The 19707-nt window shown below is 69.3% G+C and carries 21 protein-coding genes and 2 pseudogenes; 18 read left to right on the top strand and 5 right to left on the bottom strand.

The window, feature by feature from the left end; all coding sequences use genetic code 11:
* The first annotated feature begins 7 nt into the window (after positions 1 to 7).
* The 4 genes from ACFYO2_RS05090 to ACFYO2_RS05075 are packed head-to-tail and all read left to right on the top strand — an operon-like array spanning position 8 to position 3950.
* Positions 8 to 1612: a benzoate-CoA ligase family protein gene (locus ACFYO2_RS05090; protein ID WP_388344267.1), complete on the top strand. Its 1605-nt coding sequence runs from the start codon at positions 8 to 10 to the stop codon at positions 1610 to 1612.
* A 57-nt stretch (positions 1613 to 1669) separates the two neighbouring features.
* Positions 1670 to 2701 carry an NAD(P)/FAD-dependent oxidoreductase gene (locus ACFYO2_RS05085; protein WP_388344264.1) on the top strand — a complete coding sequence of 344 codons (1032 nt, stop codon included), beginning with the start codon at positions 1670 to 1672 and terminating at the stop codon, positions 2699 to 2701.
* A gap of 22 nt (positions 2702 to 2723) precedes the next feature.
* Positions 2724 to 3065 (top strand): ferredoxin, encoded by a 342-nt coding sequence (gene fdxA, locus ACFYO2_RS05080; RefSeq protein ID WP_388344261.1) that lies wholly within the window; start codon positions 2724 to 2726, stop codon positions 3063 to 3065.
* A gap of 27 nt (positions 3066 to 3092) precedes the next feature.
* Positions 3093 to 3950 (top strand): amidohydrolase family protein, encoded by an 858-nt coding sequence (locus tag ACFYO2_RS05075; RefSeq protein WP_388344258.1) that lies wholly within the window; start codon positions 3093 to 3095, stop codon positions 3948 to 3950.
* 198 nt (positions 3951 to 4148) lie between these two features.
* Here ACFYO2_RS05075 and ACFYO2_RS05070 read toward each other — a convergent pair whose 3' ends face one another.
* Positions 4149 to 5009, bottom strand: a complete 861-nt coding sequence (locus ACFYO2_RS05070) for a PaaX family transcriptional regulator C-terminal domain-containing protein (RefSeq protein WP_388344255.1) — start codon at positions 5007 to 5009, stop codon at positions 4149 to 4151.
* An 849-nt stretch (positions 5010 to 5858) separates the two neighbouring features.
* Here ACFYO2_RS05070 and ACFYO2_RS05065 point away from each other — a divergent pair.
* From ACFYO2_RS05065 to ACFYO2_RS05055, 3 genes are all read left to right on the top strand, one after another.
* Positions 5859 to 6101, top strand: coding sequence for a hypothetical protein (locus ACFYO2_RS05065; protein ID WP_388344253.1), 243 nt, complete (start codon positions 5859 to 5861; stop codon positions 6099 to 6101).
* Between the two features lie 58 nt (positions 6102 to 6159).
* Complete coding sequence (locus ACFYO2_RS05060; RefSeq protein WP_388344252.1) at positions 6160 to 7182, top strand: alcohol dehydrogenase catalytic domain-containing protein; 1023 nt, start codon at positions 6160 to 6162, stop codon at positions 7180 to 7182.
* A gap of 95 nt (positions 7183 to 7277) precedes the next feature.
* Positions 7278 to 7754 (top strand): DUF4440 domain-containing protein, encoded by a 477-nt coding sequence (locus ACFYO2_RS05055; protein WP_388344250.1) that lies wholly within the window; start codon positions 7278 to 7280, stop codon positions 7752 to 7754.
* On the opposite strand, the pseudogene ACFYO2_RS05050 reads toward ACFYO2_RS05055, so the two are convergent.
* Positions 7714 to 7884 (bottom strand): annotated as a pseudogene (locus ACFYO2_RS05050) (AraC family transcriptional regulator); the annotation flags it as partial. The gene ACFYO2_RS05055 and the pseudogene ACFYO2_RS05050 overlap by 41 nt on opposite strands.
* 178 nt (positions 7885 to 8062) lie before the next feature.
* Between ACFYO2_RS05050 and ACFYO2_RS05045 the strand changes: the two are divergent.
* Positions 8063 to 8419 carry a cyclophilin-like fold protein gene (locus ACFYO2_RS05045; RefSeq protein WP_388344249.1) on the top strand — a complete coding sequence of 119 codons (357 nt, stop codon included), beginning with the start codon at positions 8063 to 8065 and terminating at the stop codon, positions 8417 to 8419.
* Positions 8420 to 8445: 26 nt separating this feature from the next.
* Here the strand turns inward: ACFYO2_RS05045 and ACFYO2_RS05040 are convergent, their stop codons facing one another.
* Complete coding sequence (locus ACFYO2_RS05040) at positions 8446 to 9291, bottom strand: helix-turn-helix domain-containing protein (protein ID WP_388344247.1); 846 nt, start codon at positions 9289 to 9291, stop codon at positions 8446 to 8448.
* A 234-nt stretch (positions 9292 to 9525) separates the two neighbouring features.
* On the opposite strand from ACFYO2_RS05040, the gene ACFYO2_RS05035 reads away from it, so the two are divergent.
* The 6 genes from ACFYO2_RS05035 to ACFYO2_RS05010 all read left to right on the top strand — a co-directional run bounded on the left by ACFYO2_RS05035 (position 9526) and on the right by ACFYO2_RS05010 (position 13481).
* On the top strand, positions 9526 to 9921 hold the full coding sequence (locus tag ACFYO2_RS05035; RefSeq protein WP_388344245.1) for an MmcQ/YjbR family DNA-binding protein: 396 nt from the start codon (positions 9526 to 9528) through the stop codon (positions 9919 to 9921).
* Positions 9918 to 10286 (top strand): MmcQ/YjbR family DNA-binding protein, encoded by a 369-nt coding sequence (locus ACFYO2_RS05030; protein WP_388344244.1) that lies wholly within the window; start codon positions 9918 to 9920, stop codon positions 10284 to 10286. Before ACFYO2_RS05035 ends, ACFYO2_RS05030 begins: the two co-directional genes overlap by 4 nt.
* Positions 10287 to 10779: 493 nt before the next feature.
* Positions 10780 to 11535 carry an SDR family oxidoreductase gene (locus ACFYO2_RS05025; protein WP_388344242.1) on the top strand — a complete coding sequence of 252 codons (756 nt, stop codon included), beginning with the start codon at positions 10780 to 10782 and terminating at the stop codon, positions 11533 to 11535.
* A 40-nt stretch (positions 11536 to 11575) separates the two neighbouring features.
* Positions 11576 to 12268, top strand: coding sequence for a TetR/AcrR family transcriptional regulator (locus ACFYO2_RS05020; protein ID WP_388344240.1), 693 nt, complete (start codon positions 11576 to 11578; stop codon positions 12266 to 12268).
* Positions 12269 to 12516: 248 nt separating this feature from the next.
* The gene (locus ACFYO2_RS05015) at positions 12517 to 12795 is read left to right on the top strand and encodes a hypothetical protein (protein ID WP_388344238.1); all 279 of its coding nucleotides are present in this window, start codon (positions 12517 to 12519) and stop codon (positions 12793 to 12795) included.
* Positions 12796 to 12953: 158 nt separating this feature from the next.
* Positions 12954 to 13481, top strand: a complete 528-nt coding sequence (locus ACFYO2_RS05010) for a DUF6584 family protein (RefSeq protein ID WP_388344236.1) — start codon at positions 12954 to 12956, stop codon at positions 13479 to 13481.
* A 106-nt stretch (positions 13482 to 13587) separates the two neighbouring features.
* On the opposite strand, the gene ACFYO2_RS05005 is transcribed toward ACFYO2_RS05010, so the two are convergent.
* Positions 13588 to 13917: a hypothetical protein gene (locus tag ACFYO2_RS05005; RefSeq protein ID WP_388344233.1), complete on the bottom strand. Its 330-nt coding sequence runs from the start codon at positions 13915 to 13917 to the stop codon at positions 13588 to 13590.
* A 135-nt stretch (positions 13918 to 14052) separates the two neighbouring features.
* On the opposite strand from ACFYO2_RS05005, the pseudogene ACFYO2_RS05000 reads away from it, so the two are divergent.
* Positions 14053 to 14234 (top strand): annotated as a pseudogene (locus tag ACFYO2_RS05000) (IS6 family transposase); the annotation flags it as partial.
* 342 nt (positions 14235 to 14576) lie between these two features.
* Here the strand turns inward: ACFYO2_RS05000 and ACFYO2_RS04995 are convergent.
* On the bottom strand, positions 14577 to 15149 hold the full coding sequence (locus ACFYO2_RS04995; protein WP_388344231.1) for a TetR/AcrR family transcriptional regulator: 573 nt from the start codon (positions 15147 to 15149) through the stop codon (positions 14577 to 14579).
* Between the two features lie 119 nt (positions 15150 to 15268).
* Here ACFYO2_RS04995 and ACFYO2_RS04990 point away from each other — a divergent pair, with 119 nt between their 5' ends.
* The 3 genes from ACFYO2_RS04990 (at position 15269) to ACFYO2_RS04980 (ending at position 19690) form a co-directional block, all read left to right on the top strand.
* Complete coding sequence (locus ACFYO2_RS04990; RefSeq protein WP_388344228.1) at positions 15269 to 16753, top strand: amidase; 1485 nt, start codon at positions 15269 to 15271, stop codon at positions 16751 to 16753.
* A 32-nt stretch (positions 16754 to 16785) separates the two neighbouring features.
* Positions 16786 to 18351: a long-chain fatty acid--CoA ligase gene (locus ACFYO2_RS04985; protein ID WP_388344225.1), complete on the top strand. Its 1566-nt coding sequence runs from the start codon at positions 16786 to 16788 to the stop codon at positions 18349 to 18351.
* A gap of 94 nt (positions 18352 to 18445) precedes the next feature.
* Entirely contained in the window at positions 18446 to 19690 is a 1245-nt protein-coding gene (locus tag ACFYO2_RS04980; protein WP_388344222.1) for an NADH:flavin oxidoreductase/NADH oxidase family protein, read from the top strand.
* Positions 19691 to 19707 lie beyond the last annotated feature (17 nt).

Here is a 19707-nt window from a genome sequence, read left to right as displayed (position 1 = left end):
GAGCCGGATGCCTGAGGCGTTCAACACGGCGGACTACTTGGTCGACCGGCACGTGCGGGAGGGCAACGGCGCCCGCACGGCGCTCGTCACTCCCACGCGGACGCTGACCTACGAGCAACTGTCGGCGGAGGTCCGCCGGGTGGCCGCCGGGCTGCGGGCCCTCGGCGTACGCCCCGAGGAGCGCGTCTTGCTGTGCATGGTGGACGACATCGAGCTCTTCACCGGCATCCTCGCCGCCTTCCACATCGGCGCCGTGGCCGTCCCCTCGTCGACCATGCTCACCGGTCCGGAGCTGGGCAAGCTGGTGGCCGACGCACGCTGCCGGGTGGTTCTGGGCTCCACCGAGTTCGCCCCGGTCGTACGCGCGGCGCTCCAGCAGGCGCCGGAGGTCGAGCACGCCGTCCTGACCGGAGAAGACAGCACAGGACTGCCCGGCCACGTCCAGGGCCGCACCTGGCAGCAGCTGCTGGACGCCGGCACCGGTACAGACGACGGGCCGTATCCGACCTGGCCGGACTCGCCCGCCCTGTGGCTGTACACGTCTGGCACCACGGGCACGCCCAAGGCGGCCATGCACCGCCACGTCGACATCAAGTTCGTATCGGAGAACTACGGGCAGCGGGTGCTGGGCATCGTTCCGGAGGACCGCTGCCTGTCGGTCGCCAAGCTCTTCTTCGCGTACGGCATCGGCAACTCGCTGTTCTTCCCGCTGGCGGCGGGCGGGACGGCGCTGCTGGAACCTTCCAGGCCCTCTCCCGCGCTGTTCGCGAAGCGGGCGGCCGGCGACCGGGCCACGGTCCTGTTCGGCACACCCAGCTTCTTCGGGCCGCTGCTCGCGAGCGCCGACATCCCGGACGACGCCTTCGCGACGGTGCGGGTGGGCGTCGCGGCCGGAGAAGCGCTGCCCGCGCGGATGTACGAGGGAATGCTGAAACGGTTCGGTGTGGAGGTGCTCGACGGTATCGGGTCCACCGAGATGCTGCACATCTTCGTCTCCAACCGTTCGGGTCGGGTTCACCCGGGCTCCTCCGGCGAACCCGTTCCCGGGTACAAGGTGGAGCTGCGCGACGTCGACGGCAGCGTGGTGGAGAGCGAGGGCACACCGGGCGAGCTCCACGTGCGCGGGGAGTCCGCGGCCACCGGCTACTGGTGCCGTGCCGAGACCACGCGTCAGGTCTTCCTCGGCGACTGGGTGCGCACCGGAGACACCTACATCCGCAACGCCGACGGCACCTACACGTGCATGGGCCGCACCAACGACCTGCTCAAGGCGGGCGGCATCTGGGTCGCGCCCGCCGAGGTCGAGGAGCGCCTCCTCGCCCATCCGGACGTGGCCGAGGTCGCCGTGGTCGGCGTACCGGACGCGGACGGCCTGGACAAACCGGTCGCCTGCGTGGTGCCCAGGCCCGGCCGTGAGGTCGATCCGGACGCCCTCGTCGCCTGGTGCCGGGAGGGCCTGGCCGCCTTCAAACGCCCGCGCGGGGTGATCGGGCTGCCCGAGCTGCCCCGTACGCCCACCGGCAAGATCCGCCGCAACGTGCTGCGTGCCATGGTCCGCGAGGGTTCCTGGGCGGAGACGCCCCAGCCAGGGCCTGTGTCGGCATCAGGCTGACGTTCTCCCTGCCACTCGGCAAGTCACTCTCTTCCCTCTGCACCAAGGAGGACGTGCATGTCCCCGCGCCCAGCGGATCACAGCACGGATCTGCTCATCGTGGGAGCCGGCCCCACGGGCCTGTTCGCCACCTACTACGCCGGCTTCCGCGGTCTGTCGGTGACGGTGCTGGACTCGCTGCCCGAGCCCGGTGGCCAGATCAACGCCATGTACCCGGAGAAGCAGATCTTCGACATCGCCGGATTCCCGGCGGTGCGGGGACGTGAGCTCGTGGACCGGCTCCTGGAGCAGGCCGCACCGTACGACCCGTGCTATCTGCTCGGCCACCGGGCCGAGACGATGGAGCGGATCCCCGGGGCCGGCGGCGGGCCGGACACCTTCGCCGTGACTACGCACCAAGGGGCGCGGGTGCGGGCCAGGGCCGTGCTCATCACCGGCGGCATCGGCACCTTCACGCCCCGCCCGCTGCCGGCCGCCGCCGCGTACGAGGGAGCCGGGCCGGCGTACTTCGTGCGCAGGCCGGACGACTACGCGGGCCGGGACGTGGTGATCGTCGGGGGCGGTGACAGCGCCTTCGACTGGGCAAACACCCTCCACCCACTGGCCGCCTCCGTGACCCTGGTCCACCGCCGCGACACCTTCCGCGCGCACCCGGCCACCGTGGCCGCCGTACGGGCCGCGGGCGTGGAGATCCTCACCGAAGCCGAGTTGTCGAAGGTCATCGGCTACGGCGGGGACATCGAGGCAGTGGAGATCACCCGGCGCGACGGACAGAAGCACCGCCTGCCCTGCCGGGGGATCATCGCCGCCCTCGGCTTTACCGCCAACCTCGGCCCGCTGCTCGGCTGGGGCATCGACATCGCCCACCGGCGCCACATCCCGGTCGACTCGGCCATGCGGACCTCTCTCCCGGGGGTCTACGCGGCCGGGGACATCAACGACTACCCCGGCAAGGTGCGGCTGATCGCGGTCGGCTTCGGGGAAGCGGCGACCGCCGTCAACAACGCCGCTCACCACATCGACCCCGAGCAGCCGGTGTTCCCCGGCCACTCCACCGACGGATCCACGGCTGCCCCCGCCGTCGCGTAGCACCGAAGAGGACCGATAGCCCATGCCCTATGTCATAGCCGAGGCGTGCATCGACGTCATGGACCGCTCCTGTATGGAGGAGTGCCCCGTCGACTGCATCTACGAAGGCGACCGCAAGCTCTACATCAACCCGATGGAATGCATCGACTGTGGCAACTGTGAACCCGTCTGCCCGGTCCAGGCGATCTCCCAGGACCGCCGGGTGCCGCCGGAGCTGAAGGACTTCGTCGCCGACAACAAGCGGTTCTTCACCGAACCCCTGCTGGGGCGTGACGAGCCGATCGGCCTGCCGGGCGGCGCCGCCGGCCACGGCCCGGTCGGCGCGGACACCGAACTCGTCGCCGGGTACGACCCGCGCGGCTGACCCATCGGCACATCCCGAGGAGGCGCAGTGATCGACGGCGAGACCGTGGTCGACGCGCACGTCCACGCCCCGAGGCTGTCCACACTCAAGCCGGCCTGGTTCGAGTGGGCGGACACGTTCTCCGGCGACCACCCCTGGCGCGACGCCTACGACGAGCGGGGCGACCCCGTTCCCGAGCGGCTGGACGCCCTGCTGGAGTCCGAGGGCGTGGACCGTGCGCTGCTGTTCTGCGAGTACAGCCCACGCGCCACCGGGATCCAGCCCATCGAGGACCTACTGCCGATCGTCGCGTACAACCCGGTCCGCTTCCGCCTGGTGGCAAACGTCAACCCGCACCTGCACCACCCGCTGGTGACAGAGGCCGAACGCCAACTGGACCTGGGCGCGGTCGCGCTCAAACTGCACCCCGTGCACGGCGGATTCGACCCGGCCGACAAGGAGTTCTACCCGCTGTACGCGCTCTGCGCCGAACGCGGCGTCCCGGTCGTCGTGCACTCGGGCACCTCCAGCTTCCCGGGCGCCCGGGCCCGGTTCGGCGACCCGCAGCTCCTGCTCGACGCCGTGGAGGACTTCCCGGACGTGCAGTTCGTCTTCGCCCACGGCGGGCGGGGCTGGTGGTACGACACCGCGGCGTTCCTCGCCCTGGCCAGGCCCAACGTCTGGCTGGACCTGGCCGGACTGCCGCCGAGGAAACTGCCCGAGTACTACGCCCGGTTCGACCTGCCGAGGCTGGCCACCCGGTGGATCTTCGGAACCGACTGGCCCGGGGTGCCGGGCCAGTCCCGCAACATCGCCGCGCTGCGTGCGCTGGGCCTGCCCGGCGACACCGTGCGCGCCGTGCTGTCCGGCAACGCGGCCAAGGTCTTCCCGGGCCTCGGAGTGTAAGGACCGGACTCATCCACGCTCGTTACCTCTTCCGCCCCTCGAGGCCACGCCGCAACCCAGGATCCTCAAGAGTTCCAGAGACGCTTCTACGGCTGGGCCCACCGGCCCCGCGCCTGCCGTCCGGCGGGGCCGGGCGCCACGACCCGTACCGCACCACCCCGGTAAGCCGGGCGGTTCGTACGATGCGCCCGCGCGATCTCACCTCTCGCCGTGCCCCTCGACCAGCTCCCCCCAGCGCCGCAGCGCCACCGGACTCCATTCGGCGTGCCTGCCGTGGAAGAGTTCGGCCGCCTTGGCGCCGCTCCAGTTGGCGGGCAGCAGCTTCGACGGAAGCCGCGGATCGAGGAAGGGGAAGCGGCGCCACTCGTGCACCAGCATGGTCTGGGCATGCAGGACGGCGTCACCGTCGGCGGGGCGCAGCCCGGTGAACTCGTCGATGAACGCCTCGTAGCGGTCCTCCACCTCGCTGAGGTCCCAGGCGCGGGCCACCATGGCCGCCTCGCTGCCGACGGCACCGTACGTGGCGGTGAAGGACATCGCGTCGTCGGCGAGCCCGAGTTCCTTCAGGACGCCGAGCGCCTCCGGCTCCCGGTCGGCGTGGGGCGTGATCCACACCCCGGGGTCCGGGGAGCCGAAGCCGACCCAGGTGAACCGGGTGCGCACCCGGTGCCGCAGGTCCCGCTTGGCCTCCGGCACCGAAACCAGGATCACCAGCCAGGTGCCGTTCCAGGGGCGCTCCCCGCTGCCGAAGTCGTAGATGCGCTCCGCGCCCTCGGTCAGCAGCCGCCGTCCCGGCGGGGTGAGCGCCCAGCGCACCCGGCGGCCCACCCGCTCGGAGGCCAGCCAGCCCTCCGCCGCGGTCCGGGCGAGCGACTGGCGGGCCGACTTCTCCTCGACACCGAACATCGCCAGCGCGTTCACCAGCGCGGAGGTCCACACCGGCGCGCCCATGGGCAGTACGTACTCGCCGAGCATGGTCATCAGCAGCGACCGCGCGCTGGCGTCACCGACCTCCCGGCGCCGGCTGACCACCGGCCGTGTGCTCACCGCTGCAGCCACGCCGGCACGCTCCCTCCGGCCCGGTCCGCGCGACGCACGATCCACCATGGTCCTTCACTTCCCTTGCTGCCGGCCGATCCGATGTATCACGCCGCCGCGTGACATCGACGTCATCAGCGTATCCAGGGCGCTCCGGCACGACAGGCCGGAGCCAAGCCTTTCCTCAGGGGAGCCCGCTCCTCCTTATACAATATCTTGTCGTAACGGAAAATATCAGTAGAGTAAATTCTCCGGCGCGCCCTCGCGTCTGGTCCCGGCCTGGTGGGCCGAGGAGCTCGCGGAGCGGTTCGTCACCGAACTCGGTGTCGCGGGCAACCCCGACAAGCTGATCGATCTCGACGCGGCCTCCCTGGTGGCCGCCCTGCGCAAGGTCTGTCCGACGGATCTCGGAGTCCGTGGCGGGATGGACAACCAGAGCATCGGCGTCGTCCTGGACGCCGAACAGCCCGGCGGGGTGCTGCACGCCCACCCCCTGGACGTCCTGGCCTCGGTCTCGCACCGGGACATCGACGTGCTCCTGAGCACGGCCGGCGACGAGATGGGCTGGTGGGTGGCGAACGACCTCGACCGGTTCGACCCGCACACTGTCGACCGCGTCACCGACGAAGTCGCGGGGTGGCGCATTCCCCGCTCCCGTGCCAAGAAGATCGTCGCCATCTACGACCAGGGCGGCCGCACCCCTGCCGAGGTCCGCGCCGCGCTCCTGACGGACTACATTTTCCCGCTTCCCGCTCCCCGCTCCCCGCTCCCCGCTCCCCGCTCCCCGCAGCCCGCGGCGCTCTGGCCCACGCCGCCGCGGGCGGCAACGCCCATCTCCTCGCGATCGGGCCCGCCGAGGGCGCGCCCGCCGTGCACGGCACCGAGATGTACGCCCTGGTCGGCCAGGAACAGCCGGGCCGCAGCCCCGAACAGGCCGGCCGTGACACGCGTATCCGCGACATCGTGCTCGACTTCGTCACCGGCGAGCAGACCCGCCTGTGGCCCGCCGTCACGGACCGGCCCACCTCGGGAAGTGTCGGCAACCCTCCCTACGAGCCCAGCTCCCACTACCAGGCGGTCCTCGACCTGTTCGAGAACATCGCCCGCCCCTGACGGTCACCGGGCGATCCGGAACAGCGCACCAGGGGGCGAACAGAGTAAGGAACTCGACATGAGCCAGCCGACAGCAGGCGGTGACGCCGCACCGGGGACGATGCGGGCCGTCGTCGTCACCCGGCCCGGCGGCCTCGACGCACTGGAGATCAAGGATGTGCCGGTGCCCGTACGCAAGCCCGGCTGGGTGCGGATCAGGGTGAAGGCGTTCGGCGTCAACGAGTCCGAGGTCACCACCCGCGAGGGCGAGTCGGACGCGGTGGTCACCTACCCGCGTGTGCCCGGCATCGAGGGCGTCGGCGTGGTCGATGAGGCCGACGAGGACAGCGAGCTGCGGCCGGGACAGCAGGTGGCCACGATGATGGGCGGCATGGGCCGCTCGTACGACGGCGCGTACGCCCAGTACGTGACCGTCCCCGCGGCGCAGGTCATCCCGTTTGAGACCGGCCTGCCGTGGGAGGTCGTCGGTGCGCTGCCGGAGATGTTCCAGACCGCCTACGGATCGCTGACCACCGGCCTGGGCCTCAAGGCCGGGCAGACGCTGCTGATCCGCGGCGGCACCTCCACGGTCGGGCTGAGCGCGGCCACGATCGCGAAGGACCTCGGAGCCACCGTGCTGTCCACCACCCGCAGCCCGGAGAGGGCCGGGGGACTGCGGGCCGCGGGCGTCGACCATCCCCTCTTCGACAGCGGCACGATCGCCGACGAGGTGAGCGAGTTGATGCCGGAGGGTGTCGACGCCGTACTGGAGCTGGTGGGCTGCTCGGTCCTCGCCGACACCCTCCGTACCGTCCGCCGGCACGGCACGGTCTGCTTCACCGGAGCCCTGGCGGGTCAGTGGACGATCCCCGATTTCACCCCGTTCATGATCCCCAACGGGGTGCGGCTGACGTCCTACGGCGGTCAGGCCGCCGACCTCCCGGCCGACGTCTTCGCCCGCCAGCTCCAGGCCATCGCCGCAGGGCGTCTCCAAGTCCCGGTCGCGAAGGTCTACCACGGCCTGGAACAGGTCCATGACGCCCAGGCCGACGTCGAGTCCGGCACCACGCCGGGCAAGCACGTCGTCGTCCTGGACGACTGAGACCCGGGCAACTGAGAAACGACAACAACCACCCACGATGCGCGACGGTCGCCAACGGCCGGCCACAGCATCCGTAAGAGGAACTGGCAGAGGAGTTGGAGAAGTCCTTCAACGAACGGTGGAGCGTCGGCGACAACCGCGGCTACCTCGACAACTACGCCGAGGAAGTCAGCTACTGCGACCCGATCCTCAAGGAACTGATCGTGGGAGGCGACAAGGTCATCGCACACCTCGAGTCGATCTACTCGAACCCGCACATCGTGCGTGAGTACCTCAACCCGGCGGTGAGCGTCGCCGACAGCGGTAACTTCGCGGTCCTGGGCTACAACCTGAACACCTACGTCCTCGACGACAACGGCAACGAACGGCACCGGCGCGCCTGGAACGCCACCGAGGCGTACCGGCTGATCGACGGCGAGTGGCACATCGTGCACTCCAACTGGGGGTTCACGCAGACCGCGACGGGAGCCATCGCCTCCTGGCGGGCAAGGGGCCTCCGCCGCGTTTCCGTCACGCGTCGGTCCTCACTGCTCGGGCCGCGAAGCCGGTGGCGTCCCGGGCGGCGCGGTTGAGGTTGCGGACCGAGCAGCCGAGCAACTCGGCGTAGTCCGCGGCTTGGTGCAGTTCGCGAAAGTGCAGCTCCACGGCGTCCAGGAAGCGCCTGTACCTGTCGGCGCGGCCGGTGCCGGCCGTGGCCGTGCCGGGCACATGGCCGAACAGCCCCAAGCCCGAATGGCAAGTGGATCAACTTGCCATCGCGGTGGCGTGGAAGTCACCTTCACGGGGTCCGCGCCGAACTGAAATTCGTACCCCGATGAACATGGCGTACGTGTCGACTGCCGACGATCACTCCGACAACACGCCAGAGAGCGGAACCCATATGAGAATCCGACTGACCGCCGGAGAGACCGTCCTCAACGCAACCCTCGACGACAACGCGACGGCACGCGATTTCGCCTCGCTGCTTCCGCTGACGCTGCAGATGAACGACCTGTTCAGGCGCGAGAAGTACGGTCACCTGCCCCGGTCTCTCACCGGAGGCAAGCCGCAGTCCAGCTACGAGATCGGCAACATCGTCTACTGGTCACCCGGTCCCGACATCGCCATCTTCTATGACCACGACGGCCAGTCCATCCCCGCCCCCGGCATCGTCATCCTCGGCGAAATCAACTCGGGGGCCGATGCCTTCAAGAAGTGCGACGGCACGGTCGACGTCACCATCGAGGCCGTCGACTGAGACTCAGCCGGAAACCACCGAGATCGTCAACCAAGGAGAGAAGGGGCGACGGTCGCGGCCTCGCCGGCCGCGAAGGCGGCCGGGGTGAGACCGGTGCGGTCGCGGAAGAAGCGGCCGAAGTTCGCCGGATCGGTGAAGCCGAGGTGGACGGCCACAGCCCGGGCATCCCATCGGGCAGCTCCCAGCAGGCGCCGGGCTTCCAGGAGGCGCCGCTCGTCGATGAGTTCGCGTACTCCCTTGCCGGTGGCGTCCCGGGCGGCGCGGCTGAGGGTGCGGACCGAGCAGCCGAGCAACTCGGCGTAGTCCGCGGCTTGGTGCAGTTCGCGAAAGTGCAGCTCCACGGCGTCCAGGAAGCGTCCGTACCTGTCGGCGCGGCCGGTGCCGGCCGTGGCCGTGCCGATGGGGGCGATGCCCGGGGAGTTGGCCAGGCGCAGCAGCAGCGATTCGAGCAGGCTGCGCCGCAGGGCGTGGTGGATGTCGAGGGGGCGGCGCCCCAGTGCGCGGTGTTCGTCCAGGAGCTGGAGTGCCGTCTGCTGGAGCCAGGCGGTGTCGTCGGGGTGCGGGCTGAGCACGGCAGGGGCCTCGTGCGCGGTGAGCGGGGCCAGGAGACGGGCGAGGTCGGGCCGCAGCACGTCCGGTTCGAACAGGATGAACGGGCCGCGGGCCGCGCCGGGCGGATGCCAGCGCTGCGCGTGCCCGGGACGCACCCACAGCCACTGGCCGGTGGCGACGGTCCGTGTGACGTGGTCGACGTCGTGCCGCAGCTCACCCTTGGTGATCGCGATGAGGTAGTGGAAGGTGGCACGGCCCGGACGGGGCGGGTTCCACGGCCAGTCGGCGTGCTGGGCGAAGAAGTCCTCGACGGTACTCACCTCAAGGCCGTACGGAGTACCGACCGGGGGCTGGAAACCGTACAGCGGAACCGCGGCTGGTCCGGCCTGCCTGCTCGGCCCGGAGTGTCGCTTGTCGACCATCACGTGTCCGCAGCCTACCGCCCTTCTGGTCGGCTGCGACGGAAGGATGGGACGTGCCACCGCGCCCGCGCGGCGCGCCCTCCGCCTCCTTCGATGCCCCAGCCCGTCACCACCTGAGAAGGCTCACCATCCATGAACGGATCGGCCCTGCACAAGACCGCCGCCGACTGCGCGGAGGAACTCCCCGGAGCCCAGCTGGAGCACCCCTTCGGCCCCGCCTGGGAGGTCTACAAGGTACGCGGCAAGGTGTTCATGCTGATGACCGACGTCCCGGGGCGGCCCGTGGTGATCCTCAAGGCGGACCCCGGCGAGGCCCACGCCCTGCGGGAGCAGTACAGCCACATCACCCCCGGCTACCACATGAACAAGAAGCACTGGATCACCCTGGAGAGCGGAGAAGGTGTCGACAAGGAGCTCGTCAGGGAGCTCGTCACCGACTCCTACCGGCTCGTCGTCGCCCATCTGCCCCGGGCCGAGCGGCCTGTCGACCCGCACACCTACGGCACCGGCACGCGGGCGGCCCGGTGAGCGCGGCCGGTGACCGGCTCCAGGACACCGCCCGCCAGGCGGCCCTGGCCCTCCCCGACGTCAGCCACGGATACCCCTTCACCCCGGGACTCGACGTGTACAAGGTCGCGGGCAAGGTGTTCCTGATCGTCACCGACGACCCGGACGAACAGATCATCACGGTCAAGTGCGAACCCGAACACGCCCGCGCGCAAGTACGCGGCTACGCCTCGATCACACCGGGCCGCTACCTCGACAAACGCCACTGGGTCTCGCTGGGGCCGGGACCTGGCATCACCGAGCGGCTGATCAGCGACGCGGTCGAGGATTCCTACGACCTGGTCGCCGAGCGGCTGCCGCGACGCGAACGCCCCGGTGCCCGATGAGCGCGCGAGCTTCCCCGCGAACGGCGAGCCCTCGTTCGTCAGCGTCCTGTGCAAGGGCTCGCCCCGTCCGCACACGCCCGCCTGTGACCCGAGCGAGCGATGGAACGGACCGTAGTGACCCTGGCTCTCTTCGACGAGGAGCCCTCCCGGCCGGTTGCCGACCGCCTGCGCCCCACAAAGCTGGAAGGAGTTGTCGGGCAGGACCACCTCCTGGCCGCGGACGCCGCTGCTGGGCCCGCATGGCCGCCTCGCAGCGCCTCGGCTCCGCCCTCCTGCGGGGCCGCCCGGTGTCGGGAAGACCACCATCATCCGGCTCCTCGCCGACGGCAGCGGCATGGCCTTCGAGCCGGTATCGGCCGCCCTCCTCGGCGTGGCCGAACCACTCCAGGCCCCAGATGGTAAGTGGATCGACTTGCCTCAAGGGTGGTGCGGGAGATACCTTCGCATGGTGAGTTCTTTGACTTACCTTACGACTCGGCAAGGATCAGTGAACATGAATCGTCTTACGGGCAAGCGCGCCCTCATCACCGGCGGCACGAGTGGGATCGGCCTGGTGACCGCGCAGCGTTTTATCGCGGAGGGGGCCGACGTGCTGGTCACAGGCGTAACCCCGGCCAGCATCGACAAGGCCCGGCAGATCCTCGGGGACAAGGTGCCGGTGGTGCAGGCCGATGCGCGCGATCTCGATGCGCAGCGCGGCCTGGCCAAGCGGGTGCGTGAGCACTTCGGGGAGCTGGACGTGGCCTTCCTGAACGCCGGCGTCTCGGACTGGCGGCCGTTCGAGGACCACACGGAGGACAGTTTCGACCGGCTCTTCGACATCAACGTCAAGAGCGTCTTCTTTCTCACGCAGGCCCTGGTGCCCGTGCTGGCCAACCCGTCCTCGGTCATCCTCAACGCGTCCAACAGCGCGCACGGCGGCTACGGGCAGTCGAACGCCTACGCCGCGACCAAGGCGGCTGTCTCCTCTCTGATGCGGTCGTGGAACGCGGACCTGCTCAGGTCGCACGGCATCCGGTTCAACGCGGTCAGCCCCGGCCCGGTGGACACCCCGCTGTACTCCAAGCTCGGGATCGAGGATCCCGCGCAGCAGACGGCGGTGCTGGAGGGGATCAGCGCCGGCATCCCGCTGGGTCGCATGGGTATGCCCGAGGAGGTCGCGGAGGCCGTCGTGTACCTGGCCTCCGATGTCTCCGCCTTCGCTGTGGGCCTGGACCTTATCCTGGACGGCGGCCAGACCGTCCTCTGACAGCGAGGATGCGGCTGGGAGACGGGTGAGGGGCGTGGGTATGACGGCGGCGGACCGTGACCGAGCGGAAACCGGTGGCGATACGTGCCAGGCCGGGTATCACGCGCAGATCAAAGCGGAGAACCGCGCGCGCATCATCCGCGCCGCCCGCGACCTCTTCCTCGCCCGGGGATACGACAAGACCTCCCTGGCCCAGATTGCCAGGGAGGCCCGCGTCTCCACCGGCACCCTCTTCAAGCGATACCCCTCCAAGGCTGCACTGTTCGCGGCCGTCACCTCCGAACAGTGGCAGCTGGATGTGCAGTACGCCGAACCGCCCCCGCCCGGTGATCCCCGCTACGGGCTGGACCACATCGGCCGCGACTACGCCTGCCTGGTCGCGCGGCCCGGCACGGCGGCGCTGTGCCGCCTCATCATCACCGAACTTCCCCAGATGCCGGAACTCGCCGACATCGTCGGCACCGGCTTCGCCATCGACCGCGGACCCTTCTTCGACCGGCTCCGCGACTACCTGGACGCCGAAGCACAGGCCGGCACACTCGACTTCCGTTCGGCCGGCGGACAGGCACAGCAGGCATCCGCAGTGGCCGAACAGTTCCTCGGCATGATCTGCGGCCAGCTCCTGTGGCCTCAACTCGTACGGACCGACTTCGTCCCGCCCGACCCCACCGACACCACGATCGTGGACGAAGCCGTCGCCCTCATGCTCACCCGTTATCGCGCCGGAACCTGAACCCCGGACCACCAGTTCACGCTGCCAGGACCCCGATACGTCGCCCTACCCGCCCTGAGCCTTCTTCGGTGGCTGAACAGCACCGCTCAGCCTGGACGCAACAATGATGCAGGTCGGGTCGGATTATGTGACTGTTCGTGAACTGCAGAGCATCGATGGCCCCTCGTCCGCACTGCGGGACGTGTGCGACGAATCAGGCTGATTCCTGGCACTATGCTCGTTATGCGCATTGAGCGCGAGGGTGGGCGGTGAAGGCGGGTGCGCTGACGGCCGGCCCGGGCCATGTCGTTGAGGACGCCGTGAACGTCGCGATGCGGGCGGCCATCGTTCGCTTGGTCCGCGAGCGGGCGGCGGGCGTGGACGCCTTTGCGGGGCCGGTGTACTTCATGTTGCACGGGGTGCCGAGCGAGGGGCGGGCCCTCGAGCTCGCCGCTGCCTTCCATGCTGCCCTGTATGGGGCTCTGGGGCCGCTGCGCAGTGCGGTGCCCGCTGCTGATGTTGATTCCGACGGTGACGCCGCCGGTTGACGCCTCGGTGACTTGTTCCGCCCCAAAAGCGTTGAGCCGTGCAGGACGCGTGCACCGTTGTCCGGAGGGAGGGGTCCAGTCGATACCGTTGATAGCGAGCGAGTGCGGAGCAACAAACCAGGTCGACGTGGATCAGTGTGGTACCCGATCATGTGTTCATGCCACTCAGAGAGACCCTTGCCCGGGTCGATGCTGACCTGGCCGCCGGCCGGGTTCCCGTCGCGCGCCAGCGTTTGCGCGGTCTCGTCTCATCCTTCCCGTACGACCTGACGCTACGCCGGCGTCTGGCCGAGGTGTACCGGCTCTACGGCGACGCCGCCGAGGCCGGACGCTGGATGTACCTCGAAGCGGACCGCAACGCCGACGAGACCGCCGCCTTCGAGGCGCGGTACGGGTCTGCCGGGGGGCGGATGAAGGCCCTCGCCTGGCGCGGCCCCGAGGCGATGGCTGCCACCGCTTTCGCGGAGGGGCAGCTGGTCGCTGTGCGGAGCGCCTGCGCCGAGGACCTGGGGCACCCCGTCGACTGGGACGACCCCGCGTCCTACCGGGACGGCCTGGAGGAGAACTACGAGGCGCCCTCCGAGCCGTGGACGGTCAGCGGTGTGCTGGCGGGAGTCGGTTGCCTGGTGGGGGCCCTTGCCTTCCTCGCGATCTGGGTGAATGGAGTCGTTGCTCTCTTTGACTGACCCACATCGCCAGGACGTCTCGGGTGGTAGGAACCCCTTGGCCAGTCGTCACCGCGACGAGGTAATCGCTAGGGGGGGCTGCGGGTGGACCCGCAGCCCCCAGAGGTCAGGCGCGCTTCTTGCGCCGTTCCCGTTTGCGTTCGTATGCCTGTGACACCGACGTCGTGTACTCGCGAGGGTCGGTCAGGCGTTCCGGTGGATCGTCCTGTAGTCGACTGAGTACAGAATCAGAACTTCGCAGTTCGGCGAAAACGCCCTCGCCGGACTCATCCAGTGCGATGCGCAAGGGTCTGGCCAGCCCGTCGAACGTCGCGGTGATGTCGTCCAGGAACGTCGGCTCGATGTCCTGGACCAGTTGGTCCGGGGACGAGTAGACGTACATCCACTGGTCGTCGTCCACGACGATGACGGGGTACCGCAGCTCTTCAGGTCGCATATCCGAGATGCCCTTTCCTACCATCTTCCCTGCCAGGGACGATGGTTGGCGATGCCGCCGGCCCTCGTCGGTGGTAGTGGAGGAACTTCCAGCGCGAGTAGCCCTTGCAGGCGCGCTGCGCCGCCGGCAGCCCCGGTCAAAGGCTTCCGCACACCGGCGCAGCCCAGCGGTTCCTGTCCGCGTTCAGCGGCATCTCGCCCCACTTCCGGCCCCGCCGCCATCTGATGGCCGCACACCACTACCGAGCCGAGATGACCGTCCGCTTCGCAATCTGGGAGCAGATCACCCAAGTTGCCGGCCTGTCCACCACGGCCTGAGCACAGCCCGGAACCGGGCTCTACCACACCGCGACACACCATCAGACACCTACCCACCCAACAACGTGACAGCGATCTCGGCCGTCCCTGGACCTGGCTGATGATCGGGCAGCCTCTCCGCTGTGACGCACGACCGCAGCTCCGCGTTTGTGTGCGTGTCCGGACGCTCTCCTGAACGGTGGGGCAAAGTACGGGGCCCATTGGCAAAGGAGCGGCATAAGCACTTGCCAGCCCCAGAGCCAAACGCGGGAGCCTGACCTTGTTCTTTATGGTCTGGCCTGGTCACGTTCGGCTATGGTCTCGGGCCGTCTGGCCGTTTTGCCCGCGGATTGACCGTGGCCCTCAGCGCATGAAGGTGAGGGCGTTCTCAATTCCCTGCTCGAGGACCTCGTCGGAGATTTTCGGATCCGAGAGGGCGCGGGACAGTTGCAACGTCCCCACCATCATGGTGACGAGTCCAAGTGCCTTACCGTGTGCGGACTGCGGATCCTCAGGGACCAGGCGGGCGGCGATCTCGTCCAGGATGGCCCGCGTGCCGTCGGTGTAGGCATCCTTGGTGGTGCCCTCGCAGCGGCCGATCTCGTCGAGCAGGGCGGCGGAGGGGCATCCAAAGCCGGGGTGGTCTCTGTGCTCAGGCGCCAGATACTCGCGAATGAGGTCCTCGAGTCCCTGGCGGCCCGGTCGTAGGGTGCCGTACTTCGCCGCCTGCTTGCGCAGTTCCTCGGTGACAACGGTCGCGACGAGGTCGTCCTTGGACGCGAAGTGGGCGTAGAACGCTCCGTTGGTGAGCCCGGCATCCGACATCAGCGTGGAGATACCGGAGCCGTCTATCCCGTCCCGCTTGAACCGGTGGCCGGCCCGCTCGATGATCCGCTGCCGCGTGACCTGCTTGTGCTCCTTGGCGTACCGCGCCACAGGGCTCCTCCGTTTCGGTTCCGTGGGGCCATTGCCTGGCATCCCATCCTAGTCTATGGTCTGACGCACGTAATATTACGATCAGCAGGTAAATTCTGATCGATCCGTCACCGTCAGGGGTGAGGCATTCCGTGAGCGACGTCCCCTTTCGACCCGCTGTGGAACACACGCGTGCGCTGGCCTCGGGTGAGGTCTCGAGCCAGGAACTCGTCGAGCTCTACCTCCAGCGGATCGCTGTCCACAACACCGCGCTGAACGCGGTGGTGACCCTCGACCCCGAGCGTGCCCGCCGCGAGGCCAGGGAGGCGGACGCCGCACGGGCGGCGGGGCGGGACCTCGGTCCGCTGCACGGCGTGCCGATCACGGTCAAGGACAGCTTCGAGACAGCCGGGATGCGCACCGTCTGCGGCCGCACGGACCTGAAGGACTACGTGCCCGACCAGGACGCCGAGGCCGTCAAGCGGCTGCGTTCGGCCGGTGCCGTGATCATGGGGAAGAGCAACATGCCCGCGGGCAACCAGGACGTCCAGGCCGACAACCCGGTGTTCGGTCCTTCGTCGAACCCGTGGGACACGACCCGCACCTCGGGCGGGTCCGCCGGGGGCGGCGCCGTCGCCACCGCCGCGGGCCTCGCGGCGTTCGACTTCGGGTCGGAGATCGGCGGATCGACCAGGATCCCCTCCCACTTCAACGGCCTGTACGGGCACAAGTCGACCTGGCGGTCGATACCCCTCATCGGCCATGTTCCCTACGGCCCGGGCACGGGACGATGGACGGACGCCGACATGGCCTGCGGCGGCGCGCAGGTCCGCGACGCCCGCGACCTCGTCCCGATCCTGCAGGCAACGGTCGGGGCGGCCGACTACGACGGCGGCTTCAGCTACACGCTCGCACCGCCGCGCGCGACCAGGCTCGCCGACTTCCGGGTCGCCGTCTGGCGTGAGGACCCCTCGTGTCCGGTCGACAGCGACGTCGAGGCAGCCATGGACGACGCGGTCACTGTGCTGCGGGCGGCCGGCGCGAAGGTCACAGTCCAGCCCGCGACCCTCCCCGTCGACATCGCGACGAATCACCGGAAAGCCTTCCTGCCCTTGCTCTTCGGCGCGTTCACCTACGACCGCACCGGCCTCACTCCTGCCTCCAACGCCGCCCTGCTGGCCCGGCTCCTCCAACACCCGCGCGGCGACGCGGGTCCCGCCCTGCGGGGAACCTTCCAGTCCCACTACCACTGGCTGCAGGCCCACGCGTTGCGCAACGAGCTCCGGCAGCGATGGTTCGAGTTCTTCCAGGACTTCGACATCGTGCTCATGCCGGTCGCCCCGACGGCCGCCCCCGCCCACCACAACAAGCCGATCGACCGGTTCGGGCGGCCCTATGAAGTCGACGGTGTGCGACGCCCTTACTGGGATCAGGTCAAGTGGAACGCCGTCGCCAACGTCTCCGGCGGTCCGGCGACGACCATCCCGGTGCGCAAGGGCAGGAGCGGGCTGCCCATCGGTCTGCAGGCCATGGGCCCGGGCGGTGGCGATCTGACCACCATCGAGTTCGCCGCCCTGCTGGGCCGGGAAGTCGACGGCTTCGTGCCGCCTCCGGCCTTCGTCTAGACCCCGCCCTCCCGACCACCAGGAGAACGACAATGCACAGCCCGAGCCGCAACGTGCCACGCATACTGACGGATTCCGTGTCCCGGTACCCGGAGCGCAACGCGATCATCTTCGGTGACGACCGCATCACCTACGGCGCCCTCGACGCCGCGGCCAACCGGGTCGCGAACCTGCTCGTCTCGCGCGGCATCCAGCCGGGTGACAAGGTCGCGCTGTCCTGCCCCAACCTGCCCCAGTTCACCAGCGTCTACTTCGGCATCCTCAAGGCCGGGGCGGCGGTCGTGCCGCTGAACGTGCTGTTGAAGGCTCGAGAGGTCGCCTACCACCTCACCGACTCCGACGCGAAGGCGTACTTCGCGTTCGAAGGCACGGCGGAGTTGCCGATCGGGCAGACCGCGTGGGAGGGGTTCCAGGCCACCGAGGGCTGTAGCGAGTTCTTCCTGATCGAGGGCGGTGGCGCGCCGTGGGCCGCGGACGGGACGCCTCAGTCGTACGCCGCGGCAGTCGCCGGGCAGCCGGTGACCTTCCAGACGGTCGAGCGCGACGAGGACGACACCGCTGTGGTCCTCTACACCTCCGGCACGACCGGCCGGCCCAAGGGTGCGGAGCTGCGTCACCGCAACGTCTACGACAACGCGCTCGCCGGCATCGACCTGTTCGCCGCGGACCCCGAGCGCCCCGACACGTACCTGTGTGTGCTGCCGCTGTTCCATGCCTTCGGCCAGACGGTGATCCAGAACGGCGCCCTCACCTTCGGCGGCACCATCGTGATGCAGCCGAGGTTCGAGGCGCGGGCAGCCTTGCGTCTCATGCTCGACCACGACGTGACGTTCTTCGCCGGCGTCCCGACGATGTACTGGGGCCTTCTCGCCGCCCTCGACGACACGGTCGACGTCGCCCGCCTGGCCATGAATCTTCGCGTGGCGGTGGCCGGTGGCTCAGCGCTGCCCGCCGAGATCCACAAGCAGTTCAAGGACCGCTTCGGCGTCACGATCCTCGAGGGATACGGACTGTCCGAGACCTCCCCGGTCGCCTCCTTCTCCCGGTTCGGGGAGGAGCCCCGCGTCGGGTCGATCGGCGTGCCGATCCCGGGCGTGGAGATGAAGCTGATCCGCGACGACTGGTCCGAGGCCGAGGGCGGCGCCGACGAGATCGGGGAGATCGCGATCAAGGGGCACAACGTCATGAAGGGTTATTACAAACGGCCCGAGGCGACGGCCGAGGCGATCAGGGAGGGCTGGTTCCGCTCCGGCGACCTCGCCCGCAAGGACAAGGACGGCTTCTACTACATCGTCGACCGGTCCAAGGACATGATCATCCGCGGCGGCTTCAACGTCTACCCGCGCGAGATCGAGGAAGTCCTCATGGAGCACCCCGCCGTCTCGTTGGTCGCCGTGATCGGCGTACCGCACGAATCCCACGGTCAGGAGGTCAAGGCCGTCGTGGTGAAGAAGGCCGGGAGCGGCACGACGGAGGCGGAGCTCGCCGCCTGGGCGAAGGAGCGGCTGGCCGCGTACAAATACCCGCGCGTCGTCCAGTTCGTCGACGCACTGCCCTTGACCCCCACCGGCAAGATCCTCAAACGCGGACTCGCCTGAGCACGCTGGACGCCCTCGCGGCTGAGGCGACCGAACGCTTCTCAGAGATCGATGTGCCCTGCCAGGCACCCACTTCACCGAAGGACAACCGCCCATGGACTCCCTGTCCGACCACCTGACCCTGCCCAACGGTCAGGTGCTGCCGAACCGGATCATGAAATCCGCGTTGAGCGAGGCACTCGCCGACAAGCGCAACGCCCCCGATCACCGCCTCGAACAGCTCTACCGGACATGGAGCCAGGGCGGGTACGGACTGATCATCACCGGCAATGTCATGGTCGACCGCACCCAGCTCGGCGAGCCGGGCAACGTCGTCATAGAGGACGACCGCGATCTCGCCGCTCTCACCCGATGGGCCGCGGCGACCAAGGACGGCGGCATCCCCACCTGGGTGCAGCTCAACCATCCGGGCCGCCAGGCCAACTTGCTCGCACTCGGGCACACGCCGGTCGCGCCCAGCCCGGTCGCCCTCAACCTGCCCGGCGCCGCCAAGCCCCGCGAGCTGACGTCCGCGGAGATCGAGGACATCATCGAACGGTTCGCAACCGCGGCGGCGGTGTGCGAAGCGGCCGGCTTCGCCGGGGTACAGGTGCACGCAGCTCATGGCTACCTTGTGTCGCAATTCCTTTCGCCGCTGTCGAACCGGCGCGACGACGAGTGGGGCGGCGACCCTGAGCGGCGGATGCGGTTCGTCCTGGAGGTCGTGCGCCGTATCCGGTCACGGGTGTCACCCGGCTTCGCCGTCGCCGTGAAGCTCAACTCGGCCGACTTCCAGCGCGGTGGCTTCACCGAGGAGGAGTCCCGCGCAGTCGTCGCGGCTCTGGCGCAAGAAGGACTCGACCTGATCGAGATCAGCGGCGGCAGCTATGAGTCGCCGGCGATGTCGGGTTCCGCCGCGGCGTCGACGCGCGCCCGCGAGGCCTACTTCCTGGAGTACGCCCGCACGGTGCGCGGCCTGGTGGGCGACATCCCGCTGGCCGTCACGGGAGGCTTCCGTACCCGTGACGCGATGGAGGACGCCGTCGCCAGGGGTGAGTGCGACGTCGTCGGTATCGGCCGGCCCACCGCCACGACGCCTGATGCCGCGGACGTCATCCTCACGGGCCGCGCCGAGGCGGTCGTCGCACATCAGATGCGCTATGGCATGCGCCGTGTGCTGGGCAGGATCGCCGACCTCAAGGCACTCGACGGCGTGCTCGACCTCAGTTGGCACGCGGACCAGCTGCACCGGCTGGGCGCCGGCCTCGAACCCGACCTGGCCCGCGGTCGTTTCGCCGCCACTGTCTCGATGGTGCGACGAAACGGGAGGACGTCCTTCCGTCGTAAGCGCGGGGCCTGAGGCAGACGTGACCTCAC

The organism is Streptomyces sp. NPDC006602 (assembly GCF_042870385.1).
Taxonomy (GTDB): domain Bacteria; phylum Actinomycetota; class Actinomycetes; order Streptomycetales; family Streptomycetaceae; genus Streptomyces.
The sequence above is the reverse complement of the archived record's forward strand: the minus strand, read 5'-3'. Positions and strand labels throughout refer to the sequence as shown.